Annotated in this window: 20 protein-coding genes and 1 pseudogene; 11 read left to right on the top strand and 10 right to left on the bottom strand. The window is 41.6% G+C overall.

Annotated elements, in window-relative coordinates; genetic code table 11:
• Positions 1–57 precede the first annotated feature (57 nt).
• The 3 genes from J7I90_RS06310 (at position 58) to J7I90_RS06300 (ending at position 3,029) form a co-directional block, all read left to right on the top strand.
• Positions 58–1,332: an MFS transporter gene (locus J7I90_RS06310; RefSeq protein WP_214769321.1), complete on the top strand. Its 1,275-nt coding sequence runs from the start codon at positions 58–60 to the stop codon at positions 1,330–1,332.
• Between the two features lie 40 nt (positions 1,333–1,372).
• A complete protein-coding gene (locus J7I90_RS06305) occupies positions 1,373–2,554 on the top strand; it encodes a DUF418 domain-containing protein (RefSeq protein WP_214769319.1) in 1,182 nt (393 codons plus the stop codon).
• Between the two features lie 133 nt (positions 2,555–2,687).
• Positions 2,688–3,029, top strand: coding sequence for a YisL family protein (locus J7I90_RS06300; RefSeq protein ID WP_048686864.1), 342 nt, complete (start codon positions 2,688–2,690; stop codon positions 3,027–3,029).
• Between the two features lie 57 nt (positions 3,030–3,086).
• On the opposite strand, the gene J7I90_RS06295 is transcribed toward J7I90_RS06300, so the two are convergent.
• Positions 3,087–3,653 carry a DUF2777 domain-containing protein gene (locus J7I90_RS06295; protein ID WP_214769316.1) on the bottom strand — a complete coding sequence of 189 codons (567 nt, stop codon included), beginning with the start codon at positions 3,651–3,653 and terminating at the stop codon, positions 3,087–3,089.
• A 284-nt stretch (positions 3,654–3,937) separates the two neighbouring features.
• On the opposite strand from J7I90_RS06295, the gene asnB reads away from it, so the two are divergent.
• The gene (gene asnB / locus J7I90_RS06290; protein WP_063596487.1) at positions 3,938–5,785 is read left to right on the top strand and encodes an asparagine synthase (glutamine-hydrolyzing); all 1,848 of its coding nucleotides are present in this window, start codon (positions 3,938–3,940) and stop codon (positions 5,783–5,785) included.
• A gap of 44 nt (positions 5,786–5,829) precedes the next feature.
• Here asnB and J7I90_RS06285 read toward each other — a convergent pair whose 3' ends face one another.
• The gene (locus J7I90_RS06285; RefSeq protein WP_214769314.1) at positions 5,830–7,581 is read right to left on the bottom strand and encodes a glycoside hydrolase family 13 protein; all 1,752 of its coding nucleotides are present in this window, start codon (positions 7,579–7,581) and stop codon (positions 5,830–5,832) included.
• Between the two features lie 360 nt (positions 7,582–7,941).
• On the opposite strand from J7I90_RS06285, the gene J7I90_RS06280 reads away from it, so the two are divergent.
• From J7I90_RS06280 to J7I90_RS06265, 4 genes are all read left to right on the top strand, one after another.
• Positions 7,942–9,198 (top strand): extracellular solute-binding protein, encoded by a 1,257-nt coding sequence (locus J7I90_RS06280; RefSeq protein WP_214769311.1) that lies wholly within the window; start codon positions 7,942–7,944, stop codon positions 9,196–9,198.
• Positions 9,199–9,348: 150 nt separating this feature from the next.
• A complete protein-coding gene (locus J7I90_RS06275; protein ID WP_214769308.1) occupies positions 9,349–10,884 on the top strand; it encodes an alpha-amylase family glycosyl hydrolase in 1,536 nt (511 codons plus the stop codon).
• Positions 10,885–10,963: 79 nt separating this feature from the next.
• Entirely contained in the window at positions 10,964–12,613 is a 1,650-nt protein-coding gene (locus tag J7I90_RS06270) for a glycoside hydrolase family 13 protein (RefSeq protein ID WP_214769304.1), read from the top strand.
• A 326-nt stretch (positions 12,614–12,939) separates the two neighbouring features.
• Positions 12,940–13,983, top strand: coding sequence for a LacI family DNA-binding transcriptional regulator (locus tag J7I90_RS06265; protein WP_214769301.1), 1,044 nt, complete (start codon positions 12,940–12,942; stop codon positions 13,981–13,983).
• Between the two features lie 37 nt (positions 13,984–14,020).
• Here the strand turns inward: J7I90_RS06265 and J7I90_RS06260 are convergent, their stop codons facing one another.
• From J7I90_RS06260 to J7I90_RS06240, 5 genes are all read right to left on the bottom strand, one after another.
• Entirely contained in the window at positions 14,021–14,800 is a 780-nt protein-coding gene (locus J7I90_RS06260) for an MBL fold metallo-hydrolase (protein WP_396020060.1), read from the bottom strand.
• A gap of 130 nt (positions 14,801–14,930) precedes the next feature.
• A complete protein-coding gene (locus J7I90_RS06255) occupies positions 14,931–15,806 on the bottom strand; it encodes an SDR family oxidoreductase (RefSeq protein ID WP_251138046.1) in 876 nt (291 codons plus the stop codon).
• Between the two features lie 228 nt (positions 15,807–16,034).
• On the bottom strand, positions 16,035–16,526 hold the full coding sequence (locus J7I90_RS06250) for a YajQ family cyclic di-GMP-binding protein (RefSeq protein WP_034314577.1): 492 nt from the start codon (positions 16,524–16,526) through the stop codon (positions 16,035–16,037).
• Positions 16,527–16,629: 103 nt separating this feature from the next.
• Entirely contained in the window at positions 16,630–16,761 is a 132-nt protein-coding gene (locus tag J7I90_RS06245; RefSeq protein WP_072272565.1) for a DUF3941 domain-containing protein, read from the bottom strand.
• A gap of 68 nt (positions 16,762–16,829) precedes the next feature.
• Entirely contained in the window at positions 16,830–17,696 is an 867-nt protein-coding gene (locus tag J7I90_RS06240; protein ID WP_214769280.1) for a DegV family protein, read from the bottom strand.
• Between the two features lie 157 nt (positions 17,697–17,853).
• Between J7I90_RS06240 and J7I90_RS06235 the strand changes: the two genes are divergently transcribed.
• Together J7I90_RS06235 and J7I90_RS06230 are read left to right on the top strand one after the other, a co-directional pair.
• Entirely contained in the window at positions 17,854–18,696 is an 843-nt protein-coding gene (locus tag J7I90_RS06235) for a YitT family protein (protein WP_214769278.1), read from the top strand.
• Positions 18,697–18,765: 69 nt separating this feature from the next.
• Positions 18,766–18,942, top strand: a pseudogene (locus J7I90_RS06230) (KGG domain-containing protein); the annotation flags it as partial.
• A gap of 49 nt (positions 18,943–18,991) precedes the next feature.
• Here J7I90_RS06230 and J7I90_RS28070 read toward each other — a convergent pair.
• From J7I90_RS28070 to J7I90_RS06215, 3 genes are all read right to left on the bottom strand, one after another.
• The gene (locus tag J7I90_RS28070; RefSeq protein WP_214769272.1) at positions 18,992–19,297 is read right to left on the bottom strand and encodes a DUF3813 domain-containing protein; all 306 of its coding nucleotides are present in this window, start codon (positions 19,295–19,297) and stop codon (positions 18,992–18,994) included.
• Entirely contained in the window at positions 19,297–19,449 is a 153-nt protein-coding gene (locus J7I90_RS06220; protein WP_164468789.1) for a hypothetical protein, read from the bottom strand. The genes J7I90_RS28070 and J7I90_RS06220 overlap by 1 nt, the downstream gene beginning before the upstream one ends.
• A gap of 103 nt (positions 19,450–19,552) precedes the next feature.
• Positions 19,553–20,368 (bottom strand): Cof-type HAD-IIB family hydrolase, encoded by an 816-nt coding sequence (locus J7I90_RS06215; protein WP_053534120.1) that lies wholly within the window; start codon positions 20,366–20,368, stop codon positions 19,553–19,555.
• 216 nt (positions 20,369–20,584) lie between these two features.
• On the opposite strand from J7I90_RS06215, the gene J7I90_RS06210 reads away from it, so the two are divergent.
• A complete protein-coding gene (locus J7I90_RS06210) occupies positions 20,585–21,373 on the top strand; it encodes an alpha/beta fold hydrolase (RefSeq protein WP_214769269.1) in 789 nt (262 codons plus the stop codon).
• The last annotated feature ends 11 nt before the right edge of the window (positions 21,374–21,384 follow it).

The raw sequence follows: 21,384 nt of genomic DNA, 5'->3' as shown, positions 1-21,384 counted from the left end.
TATAATTTTCTTTTTTCATTATGTTGATTTTAACAGTTTGGATTGTGGGGGAGAGCATTGAAACGTATTCATTATAGCTGGGTTATTTTAATCATAACATTCTTCTCGATTATTGTAGCCGGAATCGTCAGGTCATCATCGGGAGTATTCATCGTACCATTTGAAAATGAGTTCGGGTGGGACCGGTCCGTCATTTCTTTAGCCTTTGCCATAAGTCTTTTTCTTTATGGATTATCGGGTCCATTCATGGCAGCCCTAATTGAAGTGCTTGGATTGAAGAAGATGATGGTATTGGCCATGTCAACTTTATTGGCAGGGATTCTCCTCACTTTTTTCATGCAGCATGAGTGGCAGCTCATTTTAATTTGGGGAATTATCATTGGATTGGGTTCTGGGGTGTTTTTAACGGTATTGAGTCCATATGTGGCAAATCGTTGGTTCGAGAAGAGGCGGGGGCTGGCGGTCGGGATACTGACGGCAAGTACGGCCACGGGCCAGCTCATTTTACTTCCGGTTTTAGCCATCATCATTGAGAGTTATTCGTGGAGATGGGCGATTGGATTAATTTTGGTCCTTAGCTTGATCATGCTGGCAATCATCCTTTTATTCATGAAAAATAATCCGAAGGAAGTCGGGACTCTTCCATATGGATTGGAAGAGGAAATGCAGGAGGCTGTTACAGTCCAAAATAAGAACCCCATCGCCATGGCTTTTCAGTCGTTGATTGAAGCAGTGAGAGTGAAGGAATTCTGGTTATTGGCAGGTAGCTTTTTTATATGCGGACTTTCAACGAGTGGATTGATCGGGACACATTTCATTTCTTACTGCATTAGTTTTGGTTTACCGGTTGTGACGGCAGCATCTCTGCTATCTTTCATGGGAATCTTTGATTTGATTGGTACGACTGTATCCGGATGGCTATCAGATCGTTTTGATAACCGGTGGCTGTTGTTTTGGTATTACGCTCTAAGGGGTGCTTCCCTCGTATTACTTCCTTTTGCATTAAATGAAGGTTCTATCGGTCTATTGATAATCTTTTCCGTTTTCTATGGGTTGGATTGGATAGCGACCGTTCCTCCGACCATAAGCATTTCAAGGCAAGTATTTGGCATGGAGAAAAGCGGGATCGTATACGGGTGGATATTCGCGGCCCATCAGGTGGGTGCAGCAGTGGCGGCGTACGGTGGAGGGCTTATCTTCAAAATATTCAACTCCTATACATGGGCATTTTTCCTTGCAGGAATCTTTTGCTTGTTGGGCAGCTTGTTTGTCATACTGATAAAAAAGCAAAAAGCGGTCACGAAAGTTAAAGGTGATGCAATGGAGATATAGAAAAGATGTTAAATCTGTATGAATGAAAGAGGGTGTACCTATGAAGGGCGCGATGGTACCATTGCAGGAAAGTAAACGGATCGTAAGCATCGATATTTTACGTGGCTTAGCCATTTTAGGGATTTTTTTAGTGAATATGCCTTCTTTCCACTCCCCGCTCTTGTACATAGATGGTGCCGAGCGGTGGGCAGGAGGATGGGATGGTATTTTGTACAGATTCAGCGATATAGTCGCACAGGCCAGCTTCTATCCGTTATTTGCCTTTCTGTTCGGTTTCGGGGCAATCATTTTGGCAGTAAGGAGTGAAGAAAAGGGTATTTCATTTCCGTTACTATATATGAAAAGGCTAAGTTTCCTGCTGATACTGGGCTGTATTCATGCTTTCTTCATCTGGCATGGGGACATCCTCATTAATTATGCTGTATTTGGGTTTGCACTTTTGTTTTTTTATAAGATGAAGGGCCGGAATTTAATTCTGCTTGGCTCGGTTTGTTATGTCCTGCCTTTTGCGATATTGGGTTCTCTATTTCTTATAATGGGCATTTTTGATAGGGAAGGGATGGCGATCACGACTGATTCGGCGATGATGAAACAGTCTTTGGAAGTTTATCAATCTGGTACATTTCCGGAACTGATGAGTCAAAGGGCGTTGGATTGGTATATGGTGAACAACCCTTTTAATGCCATTATCCTTTTTTTATCGATTTTTCCGTTTTTTTTAATGGGAGCAGGCGTGGCAAAACAAGGCTTTCTCCAAAATCCAACCCAATATAATCGACAATTGAAAGCGATATCGATCGTAAGCTTGCTATTGGGCATGTCAATCAAGATGCTGCCATATGTGACGGTATACCATTTTGGAACGATATTCGTCCAGGATTATTTGGGAGGACCGTTACTTACGATTTTTTATATCACGGCAATCACGATTTTGGCGGAACGTGCTGGGGCTTCCCGCCTGTTACATCCGCTTTCGTATATCGGAAGGATGTCGATGAGCAATTACTTGTTCCAATCGATGGTATGTACGGGCATTTTTTATTCATATGGCCTTGGTTTATATGGATCAGTCTCATATACGACAGGATTTGTTTTTCTAATAGCGCTGTTTTGTCTGCAAACCCTGCTTTCCTTATTGTGGATGGGTCTGTATAAATATGGACCGGTTGAATATATATGGCGTTTTTTTACGTATGGTAAAAAGCCGGTCATGCGCAGGTAGGGACCCGTTAAGGAGAAATGTAAATGATGTTCATTAAATTGTTGGTTTTACCCATTCAGGTGGATACTTAGTTTTGTTTTTTTGTAAAAGCCTATGATATGATGAAATGGAAACTGAACGAGGGGGCAAAAAAATGACACATATGCATATTACAGCTTGGGTTATCGGAATCATTCTTTTCTTTGTCACATATTCGATGCTTAAAGGTGCAAACCCGAAAGCGAAAATGCTACATATGATAACACGGTTGTTCTATCTATTGATTTTCCTTACTGGCGGCATGCTGATCACTGATTTTGGTGCCTATGCAGTAAAAATGATTGTTGGTATCATCGTGATTGCGGCGATGGAAATGGTGCTGGTCCGTACGAAAAAAAGAAAAAGCACAGGTGCCATGTGGATATTGTTCATCGTAGCGCTTGTATTCGTCCTTTATTTAGGACTTTCACTGCCACAAGGAATGGACTTTTTTTAATACAGAATTAAAGACGGGTAAATGAGGAAATCTCATTTACCCGTTTTCTTTTACCCGTTATTGTGAATTCACTTTCTCAATGACGATCCTTTTTCCGGTGTTCAGGGTGAATTCAAAACGGTCATGATCCTTTTTCCCGTAAGAAAAATGGTGCTGAACGAGACAAATTTGGCTCTCGTTATCAAAGGTGAAGAAATTCACGCCGGACTGGTTTGGGACGGCCCTTAAAAAAGTGAGCTGGTTATAGCTATATATACAATCATAAATAGAAAAATCAAGTGAATTCAATGTCGTTACAAATTGGAAAAAGGAATCATCGTTCAATTCTTCCAATAAACGTTCAAAAGAGTAGAGCAGTTTTTTGCGTATCCGAATGGGCTCATTTTCCCTTAAGAAGGTGATTTCCCGATGAAGCAGGATCTTTCCCTCTTCTTCAATTACTCCTTGCTGCCAGCGCCCGCCCCTGTACACTTCGATGATGGTGTCAACGTGGTCTTCAATGGAGCAGGCCTCATCTGTTTCATCATCGAAAAAAATCCATTGTTGATTGATATTTTCCACTGTTCCTTCGGTAAAAGCTCTTGTTTGCCTATTCATTAACTTAGTTCGTTGTTGCTGACTCATACATATACCTCCAATAGTGGAATCCTCACCTACTTTTTAGTCAAAATCCAATGAAAATATAACTGTATATTTTAAAATATTATGGACAAATAACCATCTTTCCGTCTTTGCATAGGCTATGTTTAACACGGGATGCTTTGCTCAACAATTCATTAACGACGCCAGGCGTTGTTGGCAGGTGGCCCTATGGAATGATGCTGAGCGATACTTAGGGACTGTAAATCTTTTTAAGACAGGGAGCCAATATATTTTTGATAGTCCGGATAGAGAGGATGAAGTGTAAAATGTGTGGGATAACAGGCTGGGTGCATTTTCAAAAAGATTTACGGACAAAAACGAAAACGCTGGAAAACATGACAAAAACGTTGGCAAAGCGGGGGCCTGACGAAGATAATGTTTGGAGCGAAGCCCATGTTGCCTTTGGTCATAAACGGTTAACGGTTGTCGATGCGGAAGGCGGAAAACAGCCGATGACGAAAAATCAAGAAAACGGCAGATATACGCTTTGTTATAATGGTGAGCTATATAACACCGAGGATATTCGTAAACAGCTATTATTAAAAGGATATTCCTTTAACGGTCATTCTGATACAGAAGTTTTGCTAACTTCTTATATAGAATGGAAAGAAAAATGCATTGACTTGTTCAATGGTATTTTTGCGTTTGCGATTTGGGATGAAAAGGAACAGAAATTATTCGTCGGAAGAGATCGCATGGGGGTAAAACCATTCTTTTATGCGGAAAGGGACGGCGGGTTCATTTTCGGATCGGAGCTGAAGGCGATTCTGGCCCATCCGGATGTTAAAACGGAGATTGACCGCGAAGGGTTGTCTGAAGTTTTTGGTGTTGGTCCATCCCGGAAGCCAGGTTCAGGCGTATTTCATAATATCCAAGAATTAAGGCCTGCCCATGCGCTTACTTTATCAAGGAAAGGCCTCCGGATTTGGAGATATTGGAATGTGAAAAGCGAAGAACATCGGGATACTCTTGATGAGACGGCCGAGAAGGTTCGCTTCCTTGTCGAAGATGCAGTGACGCGGCAACTTGTATCTGATGTTCCGCTTTGTACCTTCTTATCAGGAGGGCTTGACTCTAGCGCAATTACGGCCATTGCTGCAAATGCCTATCAAAAAGAAGGGAAAGGCCAGCTTCATACGTATTCCATTGATTATGAGGATAATGAGCGTTATTTCAAGGCAAATGATTTCCAGCCAAACTCCGATGGGTATTGGATTAAAAAGATGTCGGATAGTTTTAACACGGTTCACCATTCATCGGTCATCTCTCAAGAGCAGTTGACAAATTATTTAACGGAAGCTGTCCTTGTAAGGGATCTCCCAGGCATGGCGGATGTCGATTCTTCTTTACTTTGGTTTTGTAAGGAAATCAAGCGGGATTTTGTCGTAGGCCTCTCCGGCGAATGTGCGGACGAAATTTTTGGAGGTTATCCTTGGTTTCACCGTGAGGATGATTTGAATCGTGCTGGTTTTCCATGGATGAGATCGACGGATGAGCGGGTATCTTTATTGAAAACGGGATGGCGCGAGAAATTGAAGCTGGAGGAATATGCCCAGGAAGCTTATTTGGCCACCCTTGCCGAAACGCCTAAATTGGAAGGGGAGAGCGGTATAGCGGCAAAGCGGAGAGAGCTTTTCTATGTGAATTTATTATGGTTCATGACGACGCTCCTTGACCGGAAGGACCGGATGAGTATGGGGGCAAGTCTAGAGGTGCGCGTGCCATTTGCCGATCATCGTCTTGTTGAATATGCATGGAACATTCCGTGGGAAATGAAAATGGAAGGCAACCGTGAAAAGGGTATTCTCAGGAAGGCTTTGGAGGGGCTATTACCGGATGAAGTATTGTATCGTAAAAAAAGTCCATATCCAAAAACCCATAACCCTATATATACAGACCGTGTGCAGGCGTGGTTGAAAGACTTACTGACGGATAAAAATTCGATCCTGCATGAATTTTTCGATAAACAGAAGCTAACCGATATAGTGGACTCCAAGGGTGCGGCTTTTAAAGTGCCATGGTTCGGTCAATTGATGTCAGGGCCACAATTGCTCGCGCATTTGGCACAGACCCATGTATGGTTCAAAGAATATGATATTCAAATAATCGAGTGAAAAAAACGGGGCGGATGATTATCAGCGCCCCGTTTTCATTTGCCTCAATGATTGATTGCGAGAATTTTATATTGATAACCACCCAATTCGAATTTGCCAACTTGTGTGGTTTCCTTCGTTCTTAAATCCGTTAGTGTACGTCCTTTCAAATCAACAGGAAGGGTAAAGGATTGCTTGACATCGGTCGGATTGATGAGGATCACGACAGACCGTTTTTCATTATACTTTTGGTAGGCCACGATATTTTCGTTTCCGGCAGTATCTAGGAATTTGAACTCCCCGTCATTGGCAAGTAACCGTTCTTCTTTTCGCAAGGAGATCAATGCCTTAATTTCATTGAGTAGCTCGGTGTTTTGTTTTTCTTCTTCCCAGACCATGCATTTTCGGCATCCTGGATCCATGCCGCCGGTTAAGCCGATTTCATCTCCATAATAAATACAAGGGCTGCCATTGAATGTCAGCAAGATTGCGTGAATGAGCTTGGCTCTAGCTAAATCTTCCCCGCAATCCGTGAAAATCCGCGGTGTATCATGGCTTCCAAGAAGGTTGAATGTCACGTCAAAAACATTGGTTGGATAACTGTGATAGATGGCTGTCATTTCATCAGTGAACTCGCGTGCATTGATGGTTTGTGAGGCGACCAGGCGAAAGACCTGGTTGGTGAAAGGGTAATTCATGACGGCATCGAACTGATCGCCGCGAAGCCAAGGCATGGAGTCATGCCAAATTTCCCCAAGGATATAAAGGTCAGGCTTTATATTTTTCACCGTTGTTCGAAATTCACGCCAGAATGGCTGATCGACTTCATTTGCCACATCGAGCCGCCAGGCGTCTATATCGAACTCCTTGATCCAATAAGTCGAGACTTCGAGCAGATATTCTTTCACCTCCGGATTTGCCGTATTCAATTTTGGCATCGATTCAAAAAAACCGAATGTTTCATAATTGGGCCTTTCCCCTCCCTTAAGAGGGAAGCTGTGTGGGTGGAACCAATCCTTATATTTCGATTTCTCCCCTTTTTCGAGTAAATCCTGGAAAGGGGGAAAATAGTAGCCGCTATGGTTAAAAACGGCATCCAGCATGACCCGTATATTCCGTTTATGGCATTCGGCTATTAGTGTTTTCAATGTTTCCTTCGTTCCGAATTGCGGGTCGATACTCCGATAATCAATCGTATCGTATTTATGATTGGAGTAGGCATGGAAGATTGGTGTGAAATAAATTCCGTTGATGCCGAGATTCTCAAGGTAATCCAAATGTTCAATGATTCCTTCGAAGTCCCCGCCAAAAAAATTATCCACCGCCGGGTCTTCACTTCCCCAGGGTTTCACACCTTCGGGGTCGTTGGCGGGGTTTCCGTTCGCGAATCTTTCAGGGAAAATTTGGTACCAAATTGTATCTTTGACCCATTCCGGTGCCCCGAAAACTTCATTTTGATGGAGATAGGGAATCGCGAAATAGCATCCGGGATCTCGGGGAGGCTCTTTGAAGAAGCCCTTTTCCGTGTAAATGGAGCATTCTTCTTCTGCCGATACCTTGAACCCATATCGAATTCTTCGGTAGGGAGGCTTCACATAGATATGCCAATAATCATAACGGGTATCGCTGCCCGACAGACTCATGGGAAGTTCCTCGTACTGCCATTGACCATTATTTGAAATGTAAGGATCCCCAAAAATCAATCCAACTGAGGAGATATCTTGTTTTTTCGTACGTAGGCGGATATGTAGGGTTTCAGTGTTGATAGGATAGCCGTAATTGTCATTAGGTCTATGGTGTATGGATGAAAATTCCATGAAAACCACTCCGATTCTATAAGTTTTGGGGCTGTGAAAAAGGAAACTTCCGGCTGTTACGAGGAGGGTCTCTATGAAGTGTACTAAGCCAGGTTAAGTGCTTTTTCATTATGGTTATATACCCAATTTCAATTGAAAGAAGCACTTATTAACTAAAAAATAACAAAAATTGTTCATCACTACAAGGAAATAAATACGCCAAGGAAAATGTTGTAAAAATCAAAGCCGTTCATATAATGATAACAATAGCTTTGGTATCGCTTTCATCAATTGGCTTTATTTGAAGTACTGAACTGAAAAACAGTATTATTTGGTGCTTTTGGACATGATAGAATAAACATTGCAAAAAGGAGAATGAAAGTGAAGAAGCTGATTTTTCATTTGTTCATGTCCATATTATTGATTGTTAGTGTAAGTGCTTGCGGATCCAGTTCAGATTTAGAAAATAAAAATAAAGCAGTGAAAGAAGATAAGAAAAGAGAAGACGAAGCCAGCAATGAAGCGAAGCCGGAAAAATTGATCATTTGGGAGGAAGAAGGTAAAGCGGAGGCACTAAAGCCGGTGATTGAAGCCTTTGAAAAAGAATATGGAATCAAAGTTGAGCATGAAGAGCTTGAAATGGCTACCGGGATGTATGAACGACTTCGTCGAGATGGGCCAATCGGAAATGGAAAGGCACCGGATGTCGTAACTTTTCCCCATGAAAAAGTCGGGCAAATCGTGAAGGAAGGCTTAATTCAGGAAGTGAAGGTGAAAGATGAGGTATTGGATGCATTCATTGAACCTTCAATTAGGGGGGAGATGTATCAAGATAAGGTTTTTGGATTGCCAAAGTCCGTAACAACCTCCGTCTTCATTTATAATAAAAAATTGATGGCTAAGGCTCCTGAGACGATGAATGACCTTTATAAAATGGCGAAGGAATTAAGAAAGCGTAACGTGCATGGTTACTATGCCAAGTGGAATGATTTCCATGATTCGTATGGAGTAATGGCTGGAATGGGAGGTTATATATTTAAAGATAAGAATGGAAAGTTAGACCCTTCCGACATTGGTTTGAATAATAAGGGTTCCATAAAAGGGGCTGCGTACATCCAAAAATGGTATAGGGCGGGTTTGATTCCTAAAGGCAGCAAGGCAGGAATCGAGAAGTTGTTTTTACAAGGTGAATTGGCTTCTATCATGAGTGACGGGAACCCATTTACCGAGCGAAAGGATACAGGATTTGCCCCCATGCCGGAATTGTCCAATGGTCAGCCAATGAAAACGTTCATGGAAATCAAAGGCTGGCATGTAACAGCATTTACAAAACACCCTTATTGGTCTACGAAGTTAGTTGAATATTTGACTAATGATGATAATGCAATGAAGCGTTTTGATTTGACAGGGGAAATCCCACCTAATAAATCGATTAAACATAATGCCGCAATCAAAGAAAATGAAAGGGCACAAGCCTTAAGCATACAATTACAATACGCTGAACCAGTGCCGAATATTCCGGAAATGAATAAAGTATGGGGACCGATGAATTCAGCCATGGATGAAATGACCACTCAAAAGGCAAGACCAAAAAGGGCTTTGGATAAAGCGGTCAAGAAGATAAAAAAAGAACGTTAACCGTGTTCGGCTCTTTTCCAATTCAGTAACCATAACCGGAATCCCCAGTTTGTCCCTTAAGTGTAAAGTTTTTTATAAATTGGATTTGACGTTAAGGGGTCAAAAGGCTAATCTTAAAGGCGTAAAGAGATAGCTAGGAGGAGAACGGATATGAGAAAAAGAGCGTTATCACTCGCTTTAATTCCGTTGCTTCTTTTTTACGCCATTCCAGTAGGAGCAGCTGAAAAAGAACAACGAACTTGGAAGGATGAAATCGTATATTCATTATTGGTCGACAGATTTTTCGATGGGGATACCCAAAATAATGGAGATGCGAACGTGAATGACCCTTCCGCGTTTAATGGCGGGGATTTCGAAGGTGTCACGAAGAAACTGAATTATTTAAAAGATATGGGCTATACCGCTATCATCCTTTCACCGATTTTCGCTAATGATGCAAATGGCTATCATGGCGATTGGGTGGCCGATTTTTATAAAACGGATAAACACTATGGGACATTGGAAGAGTTTAAAAAACTCGTGAATGAGGCACATAAACGCGATATGAAGGTGATCATTGATTTTCAAGCAAATAATGTGGGCCCTGACTCCGCTTGGCTGAACGATCCAAAAAAACAAGATTGGTTCCATGAAGAAAAAAAGATTTCCAAGGACGGTAGCCAAAAGGATTTGGAAACAGGGTGGGTTAATGGTCTTCCCGATTTGAATCAAGATAATGATGAAACACGGAAATATTTACTTGATGCAGCCAAATGGTGGATAACGGAAACCGATATTGATGGATACCGTATAAATAAAGTCCAATACGTAGCAAAAGATTTTTGGAAGGAATTTGTGGATGCAGTCAAATCTGAAAAATCAAATTTCTATACAATCGGCGATGTTCAAGGTGATGCGGAATTGATCTCAAGCTACAAGGAGACGGGTATCGATGCTTTTATGGCTTATCCGCAGAATGCTGAGCTGCGTGAAGCATTTGCTGCGCCCGATAAGGAATTGAAACCTGTATTTAATGCGTTTGCGAAAAGCGAAGATGAATTAGGGCGCAATGCCCATCAAGCATTGTTCATGGACACACAGGGAATGCCCCGTTTTACAAAGGATGCAGCCGATCATAACGAAAATCCAGGCTCCAGATGGAGAATGGCTCTGTCGTATCTGTATACGATGCCAGGGGTGCCTATCGTATTTTATGGATCGGAAATTGCCTTAAATGGCGATATTGCCCCGGATAATCACAAGTTGATGAATTTTAAGACAGAACAGGAATTGGTGGAATATATAACGAAGCTTTCTGATCTCAGAGACATGTACCCAGCATTGGTAAAAGGGGATATGGAGCTTTTATATGAAAAAGGTGGAGCTTCGGTATTCAAGCGTGTATATGGTGATGAAACGATCGTCGTCGCCATGAACAATACGACTGAAACTCAAACGATAAACCTTTCTGATAAGGAACTTGAAAGTAATAAAGAGTTGAGAGGTATGCTGAATGGGGATCTGGTCCGCAGTAAGGACAACAGTTACTCTATAGTGATCGATAGGGAGACGACAGAAATCTATACGCTGTCACCTAAGTCGATTATTAATATTCCTTACCTGTTAGTCATAGGATTGGTTCTTCTCATTTTTGGTATATTCATTGCTTTGGTTATTAAACGTTCAAAACGGAATCAACCAAAATAATCATATACCTCTCGATTGTCGGTAGCCGCCAAACATTGTCCCTTAGGCTTTGTGGAAAACAGGATCGGGAGGTTACAGCATGAATAAGACCTGGTGGAAAGAAGCGGTTTGCTATCAAATTTACCCGCGCAGTTTCATGGATAGTAATGATGATGGAGTCGGAGACATAAAAGGTTTGATTTCAAAGCTCGACTATCTGCAGGAATTAGGGATTGATGTCATTTGGATTTGTCCTTTTTATAAATCGCCCAATGCGGATAATGGCTATGATATTAGTGATTATCAAGCAGTTTCCGATGAATTCGGTTCAATCGAAGATATTGATCTGTTATTGAAAGATGTTCACGGGCGTGGGATGAAGGTGATACTCGACCTTGTTTTGAATCATACAAGTGATGAGCACCCCTGGTTCGTCGAGTCACGTTCTTCCCGCGATAATCCGAAACGGGATTGGTATATTTGGAGGGATGGGCAGGACGGCCGTGAGCCTAATAATTGGGAAAGCATCTTTTCCGGAAGTGCCTGGAAATTCGATGAAAGGACCAATCAATACTATTTACATCTATTTGCCGAAAAGCAGCCAGACTTAAACTGGAAAAACACTGATGTGCGCAAGGCATTATATGAAATGGTCAATTGGTGGCTCGATAAGGGAATCGATGGCTTCCGGATTGATGCGATCACGCATATTCATAAACGTGAAGGCCTTCCGGATATGCCCAATCCTTATTGGCATCAGTATGTACCTGCGTTTGAAATGCATACCAATCAGGACGGGATTCTGGATTACCTTCAGGAGTTGAAAGAAGAGACTTTCTCTAAGTATGATATCATGACGGTCGGTGAGGCCAATGGCGTCAGGATAGAGCAGGCGGAAGAATGGGTCGGGGAATCGAATGGGAAGTTCAATATGATCTTTCAATTTGAACATCTTGGTCTATGGAATAGGGGACAGAATCACGCTGTTGATGTTCAAGGGTTAAAGCGAACGATGACCAAATGGCAAAAGGGGCTGAAAAACAAAGGATGGAATGCTTTGTTTTTTGAAAATCATGACCAGCCGAGAAGTGTATCCACCTGGGGAAATGATCATCAATATTGGTTGGAAAGCGCAAAGATGATAGGGGCCCTTTACTTTTTCATGCAAGGGACACCTTTTATTTATCAAGGTCAGGAAATTGGCATGACAAATGTCCAATTTGATTCGATTGATGATTATGATGATGTCGGAATGAAAAACTTTTATAGGATAGAGACCTCGAAAGGTCGGCCTCATGATGAGATCATGAACATTATATGGCATAGCGGCCGTGATAATTCACGAACACCAATGCAATGGAATGATCTTGAAAATGGCGGATTCACTCATGGAACCCCTTGGATGAGGATTAATCCAAATTATCGCGCGATTAATGTAGAACAGCAGAAAAATGACCCTTCATCCATTTATCATTTTTATAAAAAGATGATTGAACTTCGAAAAAAACATCAGGTCCTTGTTTATGGGGAATATGAGTTATTATGGGAAGATCACCCCGAACTTTATATTTATACAAGAACTATGAATGATAATTCAGTCATGGTAGTATGTAACTTTAGTATGAATCACCATCAAATCGACCTTTCCCATTGGGGAAAAATGGAGCTTTTGCTGGCTAATTATGAGGATTGTCCTGAGTTGCCCCTTATTGATTTACGTCCATATGAAACAAGGATTTATCGTTATTGATTCTAAGGACTTGATTGGAAATTAGCCTAAAACCTATGTAGTTAGTCGTCCGACTTCTTAATTTCCAATAGATCTGTCGTTTTTCAAGAAGCTGATCATCCATCAGCTTCTTTTTGAATTTTAAACTCAGATGAAAAGATAGAAAAGTTGGTATTTTCTGATAAATTAAATAAACATTAAAAAAAGTATGGATATAACTATTGAACTGAGTGTATTATGAATACATGCGAAATGTATAAATATAAAAAATATTAGAGAAGTGTTTATTGGTATTCACCTTTTTTTAAATGAAGTCAATAAAGGCTAAGAAGGGAGAGGGGAAATGCATGGCCATCACAATAAAAGATGTGGCACAGCTAGCGAATGTTGCTCCTTCAACAGTATCTCGAGTGATTGCAAACAATCCTCGGATAAGTGAAAAAACAAAGGTACGGGTACGTAAGGCGATGACTAAATTAGGATACCATCCAAACTTCATTGCACGTAGTCTTGCCAATCAATCGACCAGGATCATTGGCTTGGTAATGCCAAGTTCGTCAAATGATTATTATCAAAATCCCTTTTTTCCTACGATCCTCCAGGGTCTAAGTGAGGGAGCCCAGGAAAACCATTACTCCCTGTTGCTAAGCACGGGAAAAACAGAAGATGAAATCTGCGAAGGAGTAGTGAATATGGTGCAGGGAGGGATGGTGGATGGAATAATCCTGATGTATTCAAGGATGAACGATCACATTCTGACCTATTTGAGGGAACGGGATTTTCCATTTGTGATCATTGGGAAACCCTATGATTACATCGAAGAGATAACTTATGTTGATAACGATAATGTCTTGGCTGCCGAACAGGCAACGGATTACCTCATAAAGCTAGGACATGAAAGGATTGGATTCATCGGAGGTGATGTAACCCTTGTGATGACCCTTGATCGCTTGTCAGGTTATGAAAGGGCTTTGAAGAGGGCTGGAATCGATCGAAGGGGGGAATATACCCTGCATGAAGATTTTTTGCATGAAGGGGGACAAGCAGCTGCAAAAAGGTTATTATCCATTGAGGAACCACCAACCGCTTTGGTGGTGAGTGATGATCTCATGGCACTTGGCATCGTGCATTCACTTCGTGAGATGGGCGTACGCACGCCTGAAGAAATTTCAATCGTCAGTTTCAATAACGTTCTTTTCTCTGAATTGTCATTACCAGCCCTGACTTCCGTAGATATTAATATTTTTGATTTGGGATATCAGGCCGCTAAGGGCATCATTCATATGCTGCAGAATGGAGATGCTCCTGCCGGGACCATCATTCCACATCATTTCGTGGAAAGGCATTCCTGCAGATCGATCAAGCAAGGTGCAATGGCCATGACTTATTGAACGAGAGGGCATTGCGTAAAAGCAATGCCTTTTTTATCTAGAAATGTACGCTGAAACTTTTGAATGCATGTATACCCGTTCCGTGTCTGGCTAATTTATTCTCTTTAAGATATTGAATGGCTGCAAGGACTTCTTCAAAGATGCTTGGTTCGAGGCCTAGTTGGTTGTGTCCGCCATAGATTTTGGAGACTGCCTTGATCTTTGTGATCTTTTCCAACGAGTTCACAAGGTCTACAGGGCTTGTCGAGGGATAAAATGCATAAACGGGAGTATCTGAATAAAGCAGGTCGCCAGTAAATAAATAACCTGTTTCATCATCCAAGATTGAAATGTGGCCAGGCGAATGACCAGGTGTATGATAAATGATTAAACTTCGGTTTCCAAGATCAATCATGTCCCCATCTGATAAGAGCCTATCAGGGTACCCCTGGTATGGCATGTATGTAGAAGGATTGAATGATTCGGGTATGGGTAATGTGATATCCCGGGCCATATTCTTTCTTATTTGTTCCAAGGACAAACCTTCAATGCCGTTAATCAGCCAATTGGCATCATCTCCATGAACATAAATCGTATCATATTCACCATGACCGCCGATATGATCCGCATGAACGTGTGTGGTCAGGACGATGATTGGAAGATCGGTAAGCTGGTCTGTAATCCGCTTTATCGAATCGATGCCTAACCCTGTGTCGATTAAGGCAGCCCTGGTCTCACCAAGCAATAAAAAGGAATGAACTTTCTCCCAATGACCATATTCACTGATTGCAAACGTTTTTGAGTCCAATTCTTGAACGGTGAACCATGGATCTACAATATTCTTCAAAAATGACTCCACTCCTTCCAACTCATATATTCCGCGTTAACTGGAAATATCCTGCCTGAAAGAGTAAAAGCAGTGGATTTCAATTTGTGAAATCCACTGCTTTTGGAAAAAAGGTAAGGTCTTATCCGTTTACAACGGTCCCGCCGTTTACATGGATGACTTGTCCGCTGACATAGGATGAATCATCACTTGCCAAATAAACATACGCTGGTGCCAATTCTTCAGGCTGACCTGCACGGCCCATTGGAGTATCCTGTCCGAATTTGGCAACATCCTCTTCACCGAATGAAGCAGGAATCAGCGGGGTCCAGATCGGGCCTGGCGCCACACCGTTCACTCTGATGCCATCTTTTGAGATGGAGTTCGACAGGGCTCTTGTAAATGCCAGTATTGCACCTTTTGTTGAAGAGTAATCGATTAGTTTTGGGTTGCCCTGATAGGCAGTGATAGAGGTTGTATTAATGATGCTGCTTCCTTTTTTAAGGTGCTTCAATGCAGCTTTAGTTAAGTGGAACATCGAGAAAATATTCGTGCGGAACGTTTTTTCCAATTGTTCAGTTGAAATGTCCAGGATACTTGTCTGCACATGCTGTTCTCCGGCGTTGTTGACTAGAATGTCCAAACCGCCAAATTCATCAACCGTTCTTTTGACGACATCCTGGCAGAAGGCTTCATCACCGATATCACCGGAAATGAGTAAACATTTCTGGCCTTCTTTTTCGATCAATTCTTTTGTCGCTTTAGCATCCTCGTGTTCATCCAAGTATGCAACTGTCACATTAGCTCCTTCTTTAGCGTAGTAAATGGCAACCGATTTACCGATTCCGCTGTCTCCTCCCGTTATGATTGCCGTTTTACCTTTTAATTTGCCGCTTCCTTTGTAGGCAGCTTTAACTGAATCGGGGTTCGGTTCCATTTTTGTTTCCAATCCAGGTTGATGCTGCTGATGTTGAGGTGGAAATCCTTGTTTTTTCTGATTTTGGTTTTGAGTAGTCAAGATATAAACGCCTCCCATTTAATTATCTACGCTTTTTCTATTCCTTCTTTTAAGAAAAAGAAAACATGGAAAAAATACCCATGAAAATGTTTTAACTGAAGGGAACATGACTAGTCTTTCCATGTTCCATGAAGGTGATTCATTTGGAGAAAAAGGGGGATGAACGTTGATGGAGGCAGTTGCAACAAATGAAAAAAGACCCACCCAAAGCAGGTGAGGCCTTCATACTTAGCGGTAATTTAAGAATTGTACATCAATGGATAGGTCAGCGCCCCGAATCGCGGAAATGATCCCTTGTAAATCATCCCGGTTCTTACCGGTAACCCGGATTTGATCATCCTGGATCTGGCTTTTCACTTTAAGACCGCTATTTTTAATGATGGTATTGATCTTTTTTGCTTGCTCCTTATCGATGCCTTGAATTAACTTGGCCCGTTGGCGAACGGTCCCGCCAGAAGCTCCTTCCAATTTGCCATAATCCAGGTTCTTGACGGGTACGTCACGTTTAATGAGCTTACTGATGAGAACATCCTTTAGCTGTTCGAGCTTATATTCATCGTCTGAAACTAGAACCAGGTCTTCTTTATCAATGGTGATGCTGCTTATGCTCCCTTTAAAATCATAGCGTGTCTGTATTTCCTTCATAGCCATGGTAACTGCATTCGTTACCTCTGAAAAGTCTACTTTCGAAACAATATCAAATGAATTTTCCTTTGCCATCACTTACCTCCAGCAGGGTTTATTTCCTTTATTATAGAGAAAGTATGATAGGAAGACAACTATATAAACGATATTAAAAAAGCGGGGGGACAAGCCCCGCGCTTCATTTATGGTCCGTTTTCTTCGAATAGGAGTGCTTTCCTGCAGCAAGGTTTTCCTGATAAGCGATATTTTTTTCAGCATTTCTCGCTTGGTTATCTTTTGGCCTTTTATTGTCATCGGTTGTTTTGGACATAGTGAAAACTCCCTTCCATTATCTGATCAATATATATTGTTCACAATTATGGAAGGGAGTATGTATGTTTATGATTTCTCAGGGGTATCGTTTAAGAAGAAGAGGGCAATTGTGCCAGGGCCGGCATGTGCACCGATGACGGAGCCAATTGTATGGATCATGAAGTCAGTTGTCCCGAATTCATTTTGGATGGCTTCCTTCCATTCCAGGGCCGTTGCTTCATCATCGCCATGACTGATGGCAATCGTTTGGGTAGTTAAATTTTTGCCTCTTTCGTGCATTAATTCGATTACTCGTTTAATCAATTTCTTTTTGCCGCGTATCTTTTCAAGCGGAACAAGCTTCCCATCTTCAACATGCAATAACGGTTTAATGTTTAATAAACCGCCAACAAGGGCAGATGTTTTGGAGATGCGGCCGCCACGGGCCAGATATTCTAGGTTATCTACAGTGAATAGATGCTCCATATGCCGCGTTTGGAATTCGATTGCAGCCAGGATTTCTTCTTTAGTGGCACCGTTTGCTGCCAGATCGGCTGCTATCTTTACAATTAAACCGACGCCCATCGAAGCGCATTTCGTATTGACGATTTCAATGTCAAGGTCAGGATACTCTTCCTTCACCTGATTAAGAATCATCACTGCCGTTTGATATGTTCCCGATAACTCAGAGGAAAAGGCTATATATATCCCTTGTTTTTTCTCTTTGGCAAACTGTGTGAAAAGTTCTATAAAGTATTCTGGGGAAGCTTGCGATGTTTTCGGTGCTTTTCCTTCAAGCATCGCCTGATAGACTTCGTGAGAATTAATAGTAAGTAAATCTTCATAAGTTTCCCCGTCAAGATGGACTTGTAAAGGGATTAATGAAACATTGTTTTCCTTATAGAAAGACAACGGCAAATCACATGCACTATCTGCAAGAATTGTGATAGCCATAATACACCTGCTTTCTTTTTACAATTTTTAGAAAATGAGTGGTCACTCTTCTTTTTAGTGTAGCACGTAACGGTAAAAATTCAATCTCTACGTAAATAGAATAAATAATTAAGGGTAAAAAGATAATAGAATAAGGGTGAAATGGAGGTTTTTTAGGATGTACAGTGGTGAAATGAAGAAAATGATCATAGTTGTGGTCGGAGCATTGCTTAATGCCATCGCAATGAACTTTTTTTTGATACCGGCAAACGTATATGCAAGCGGATTTACCGGAGTGGCCCAGCTTCTATCGAGGATGATTGGATCTTTTGCTCCTTTTAATGTATCGACAGGCATTCTCTTGTTATTATTGAACATTCCAGTAACGATCATTGCTTGGCGAAAGGTAGGAAAGTCTTTCACTTTTTATAGTTTCCTCAGCGTTGCCTTGATGTCCTTCTTTATGGAAATCATTCCGATTACACGCTGGTCACCTGACATATTATTGAATGCAGTATTTGGCGGAGTCATAGCTGCAGTAGGTGTGGGGATCACCCTGAAATACGGTGCATCGACTGGCGGAATGGATATTATCGCCATGCTTCTTTCACGGAAGAAGGATAAACCTGTAGGGACTTATTTATTTCTGCTGAATGGAGTGATCATTGTAACGGCAGGTGCTGTTTATGGACCGGAAAAAGCTTTGTATACACTTGTTACCCTTTATACATCGACCCGTGTCGTGGACGCGATACATACACGTCATGAAAAACTAACGGCCATGATCATTACAAAGAAAAGCGAAGAGCTTAAACAGGCAATCCATGCTAAATTAGTTCGCGGAATTACAAGGGTTCCCGCAAAAGGTGCATTCACTAACGAAACGAAGGAAATGTTATTGATTGTCATTACAAGGTATGAACTGTATGACCTTGAAAGGATCATCAAGGAAGTGGATCCACACGCGTTCACAAACATCATAGAAACGTCAGGAATTGTTGGGACTTTCCGAAGGGAATAAAAAACGACCATTACACTTCTATTACAAAAGGCGGCATTTCGGCGTTTTAATATGAAGGAAGTGATAAAAATGGCTAACGATGAAAAAATGAGCAGGCAGGAAGCAGGCCGTAAAGGCGGGGAAGCCACTTCTAAAAATCACGACAAGGATTTTTACCGGGAAATTGGGCAAAAGGGCGGGGAAGCAACTGCTGATTACCGTGGTAAAGAATTTTATAAGGACATCGGTGAAAAAAGCGGTAAGGCACGAAAGATGAAAAAGTGAAAGCCTCCAGGAATCCCTGGAGGCTTTCACTTTACTTAGAGTGATTTTCCAGCTCTTGCTGGAGTTCTCGCAATTGTTCTTTTTCAGCCTCGTTCGTATTGGCAAAGGCTGATGAAAGAGCGTTTTTAGCGATTTCCTCTGTCTTATGCTGGTCACCGTCATGCTCAGAGTGGAGAGCTTCTTCAACAAATTCCTCTGTTTTATGCTGATCACCGTCATGCTCAGAGTGGAGAGCTTCTTCAACAAATTCCTCTGTTTTATGCTGATCACCGTCATGCTCAGAGTGGAGAGCTTCTTCAACAAATTCCCTAGCCTTTTGGAATAATTTGTTTCCCATTAGAAGCCACCATAGCTTTGTTCAGACATAATTCTTAACCTGTCTTTTTCTGCCTCTTCAAACGTAGTGTGATAAGGGATTTTTTCGGCATGCCTGGCAACACTTTCTTTGCCCTGCTGTACAAATCGTTTAGATTTACTGCTTTTACCCATTCTTATCTCCTCCGATTCTGAGCGTTGTCGACAACGGAATGAATCTGTTGTCCATATTAGTTTGGCTTGATAGTTGAATATTATGAAGGTAAAAAATGACGTATTAGGCTTTTATATTGAATTTTTCTTCGAGGAAGACGGCTATCCCATCTTCTTCATTCGTCAATGTCGTCGTATTTGCTACCGTTTTTACTGGTGAGATCGCATTCCCCATGGCCACCCCGGTTCCCGCATACTCGAGCATTTCCAAATCATTATCTTCATCACCGAACGCGATTATCCTGTTTTGAGGAATTTCCAGATAGTTGGATACGCGTTTAAGCCCCACTGCTTTACTTAACCCGCTTTTTATTATTTCGATGATATGAAAAGGCTCTGCCCAGCGGCGGTGATCGACCAATTCTGCATGGACATCGGATAGATGCTGGCGAATCTGTCCTACGAATTCACTATCTGTGTGAATCAGCATCGAAGTTGGGGAATCCTGAAGGTAATTACGCAAATCACCTGTCTTCATGATCGGATTTCCTAGATTGAACATGTTCATCAACTTTTCATCATGATAATGGACATAAACCTCATCCCGGACTTCAGCAATGATGTTATGATATGTAAACTGATCACACGCTTCGACAATTTCTTTCGCAACATTTATATCCAGTGGAGAGTGATATACCCCCCAGCTTGTATGTAATGGGTGATGGACGAAAGCGCCATTGAAATTGACGATTGGTGTAGTCAACCCCAATTCCCGGTAATAAAGTTCACTTGAACGAAAGGGGCGCCCAGTGGCAATCATAACCTCGTGTCCATCTTCTTTAAGTTTTAGGAGTGTTTTTTTAGTCCTTGAAGAAATTGTTTTGTTATCTGTAAGTAGAGTACCATCAAGATCCAATACGATTAAATGTTTCTCAGTCATGTACACACCTTCTGTTCTTTTTGATTTCATTATATGCAAATATTGTTAAGCCTATTTTAATGTAAATGTAAATCTTTTTCATTCTTTATGCATTCCTGTATGATATTACTATATCCAGGATTATGATGATTAAAGCGAAGCTCAGATTTAAAGGTAATGAATTCCATTTTGAAAATGGATTGAAAAGACCGGAACAAATTATTCGGAGGGGTTAACTTGATAATAATTGAAAAAGAACTAATTGGACAAATTCCTGTCTTGCACCTAGGGGAACAAACCATTTTCAATCAGGAATTGCCGCTTATTATTTTTATACATGGTTTTCAAAGTGCAAAAGAACATAACCTGCACTATGCTTATTTATTGGCTGAAAAGGGGTTTCGTGTGCTTCTACCCGATGTGATTCATCATGGGGAAAGGGAAGCCGGTTTAAGTGATTCTCAAATGATGCCCCGTTTTTGGGAAATGGTTTTACAAACAATCCAGGATTTGTCTTTGCTGAAGGATGATTTATTATCCCGGAAATTGATTGATCCCGACAGAATTGGCGTGGCAGGTACTTCAATGGGGGGAATTGTTACTAATGGGGCTCTGGCTGCATATGAATGGATTTCCGCCGGAGTCAGTTTAATGGGGAACCCATCATATGTCGCGTATGCAGAGCTCCAAATGGAGGAAATTAAGAAAAGGAAAGTTGATTTCCCAGCTACTGATGAGGAAGTTGCGAAGGTGATTGAACAGCTTAAGCCATTTGATTTGAGTCTTAATCAGGATAAGCTTTGCGGCCGACCGCTTCTTTTTTGGCATGGTGCCAAAGATCCGGTTGTACCTTATCAGCATGCATACAGTTTTTATGAAGGGGTCAAAGCAGGGTATGACGAGGCAGAAGAAAAAATTGATTTTATCCTTGACCCTAAGGCTGGGCATAAGGTCAGCAGAGAAGGAGTGCTTAAGGCAACTGACTGGTTCGCGAAACATTTACTGTCTGCTGTGCAAAATGCTTAAGTACTCACTCA

The sequence above is a fragment of the Bacillus sp. ISL-57 genome (assembly GCF_018613135.1).
Taxonomy (GTDB): domain Bacteria; phylum Bacillota; class Bacilli; order Bacillales; family DSM-1321; genus Peribacillus; species Peribacillus frigoritolerans.
Note: the sequence above shows the minus strand (reverse complement) of the source record. Positions and strands in the feature narration are given on the sequence as shown.

Bases quoted from the DNA above. Each gene is read 5' to 3' on its own strand.
- J7I90_RS06305 (WP_214769319.1), top strand. From the start codon at position 1,373: ATGAAGGGCGCGATGGTACCATTGCAGGAAAGTAAACGGATCGTAAGC.
- J7I90_RS06300 (WP_048686864.1), top strand. From the start codon at position 2,688: ATGACACATATGCATATTACAGCTTGGGTTATCGGAATCATTCTTTTC.
- J7I90_RS06295 (WP_214769316.1), bottom strand. From the start codon at position 3,653: ATGAGTCAGCAACAACGAACTAAGTTAATGAATAGGCAAACAAGAGCT.
- asnB (WP_063596487.1), top strand. From the start codon at position 3,938: ATGTGTGGGATAACAGGCTGGGTGCATTTTCAAAAAGATTTACGGACA.
- J7I90_RS06285 (WP_214769314.1), bottom strand. From the start codon at position 7,581: ATGGAATTTTCATCCATACACCATAGACCTAATGACAATTACGGCTAT.
- J7I90_RS06275 (WP_214769308.1), top strand. From the start codon at position 9,349: ATGAGAAAAAGAGCGTTATCACTCGCTTTAATTCCGTTGCTTCTTTTT.
- J7I90_RS06270 (WP_214769304.1), top strand. From the start codon at position 10,964: ATGAATAAGACCTGGTGGAAAGAAGCGGTTTGCTATCAAATTTACCCG.
- J7I90_RS06265 (WP_214769301.1), top strand. From the start codon at position 12,940: ATGGCCATCACAATAAAAGATGTGGCACAGCTAGCGAATGTTGCTCCT.
- J7I90_RS06250 (WP_034314577.1), bottom strand. From the start codon at position 16,526: ATGGCAAAGGAAAATTCATTTGATATTGTTTCGAAAGTAGACTTTTCA.
- J7I90_RS06245 (WP_072272565.1), bottom strand. From the start codon at position 16,761: ATGTCCAAAACAACCGATGACAATAAAAGGCCAAAAGATAACCAAGCG.
- J7I90_RS06240 (WP_214769280.1), bottom strand. From the start codon at position 17,696: ATGGCTATCACAATTCTTGCAGATAGTGCATGTGATTTGCCGTTGTCT.
- J7I90_RS06235 (WP_214769278.1), top strand. From the start codon at position 17,854: ATGTACAGTGGTGAAATGAAGAAAATGATCATAGTTGTGGTCGGAGCA.
- J7I90_RS28070 (WP_214769272.1), bottom strand. From the start codon at position 19,297: ATGGGAAACAAATTATTCCAAAAGGCTAGGGAATTTGTTGAAGAAGCT.
- J7I90_RS06220 (WP_164468789.1), bottom strand. From the start codon at position 19,449: ATGGGTAAAAGCAGTAAATCTAAACGATTTGTACAGCAGGGCAAAGAA.
- J7I90_RS06215 (WP_053534120.1), bottom strand. From the start codon at position 20,368: ATGACTGAGAAACATTTAATCGTATTGGATCTTGATGGTACTCTACTT.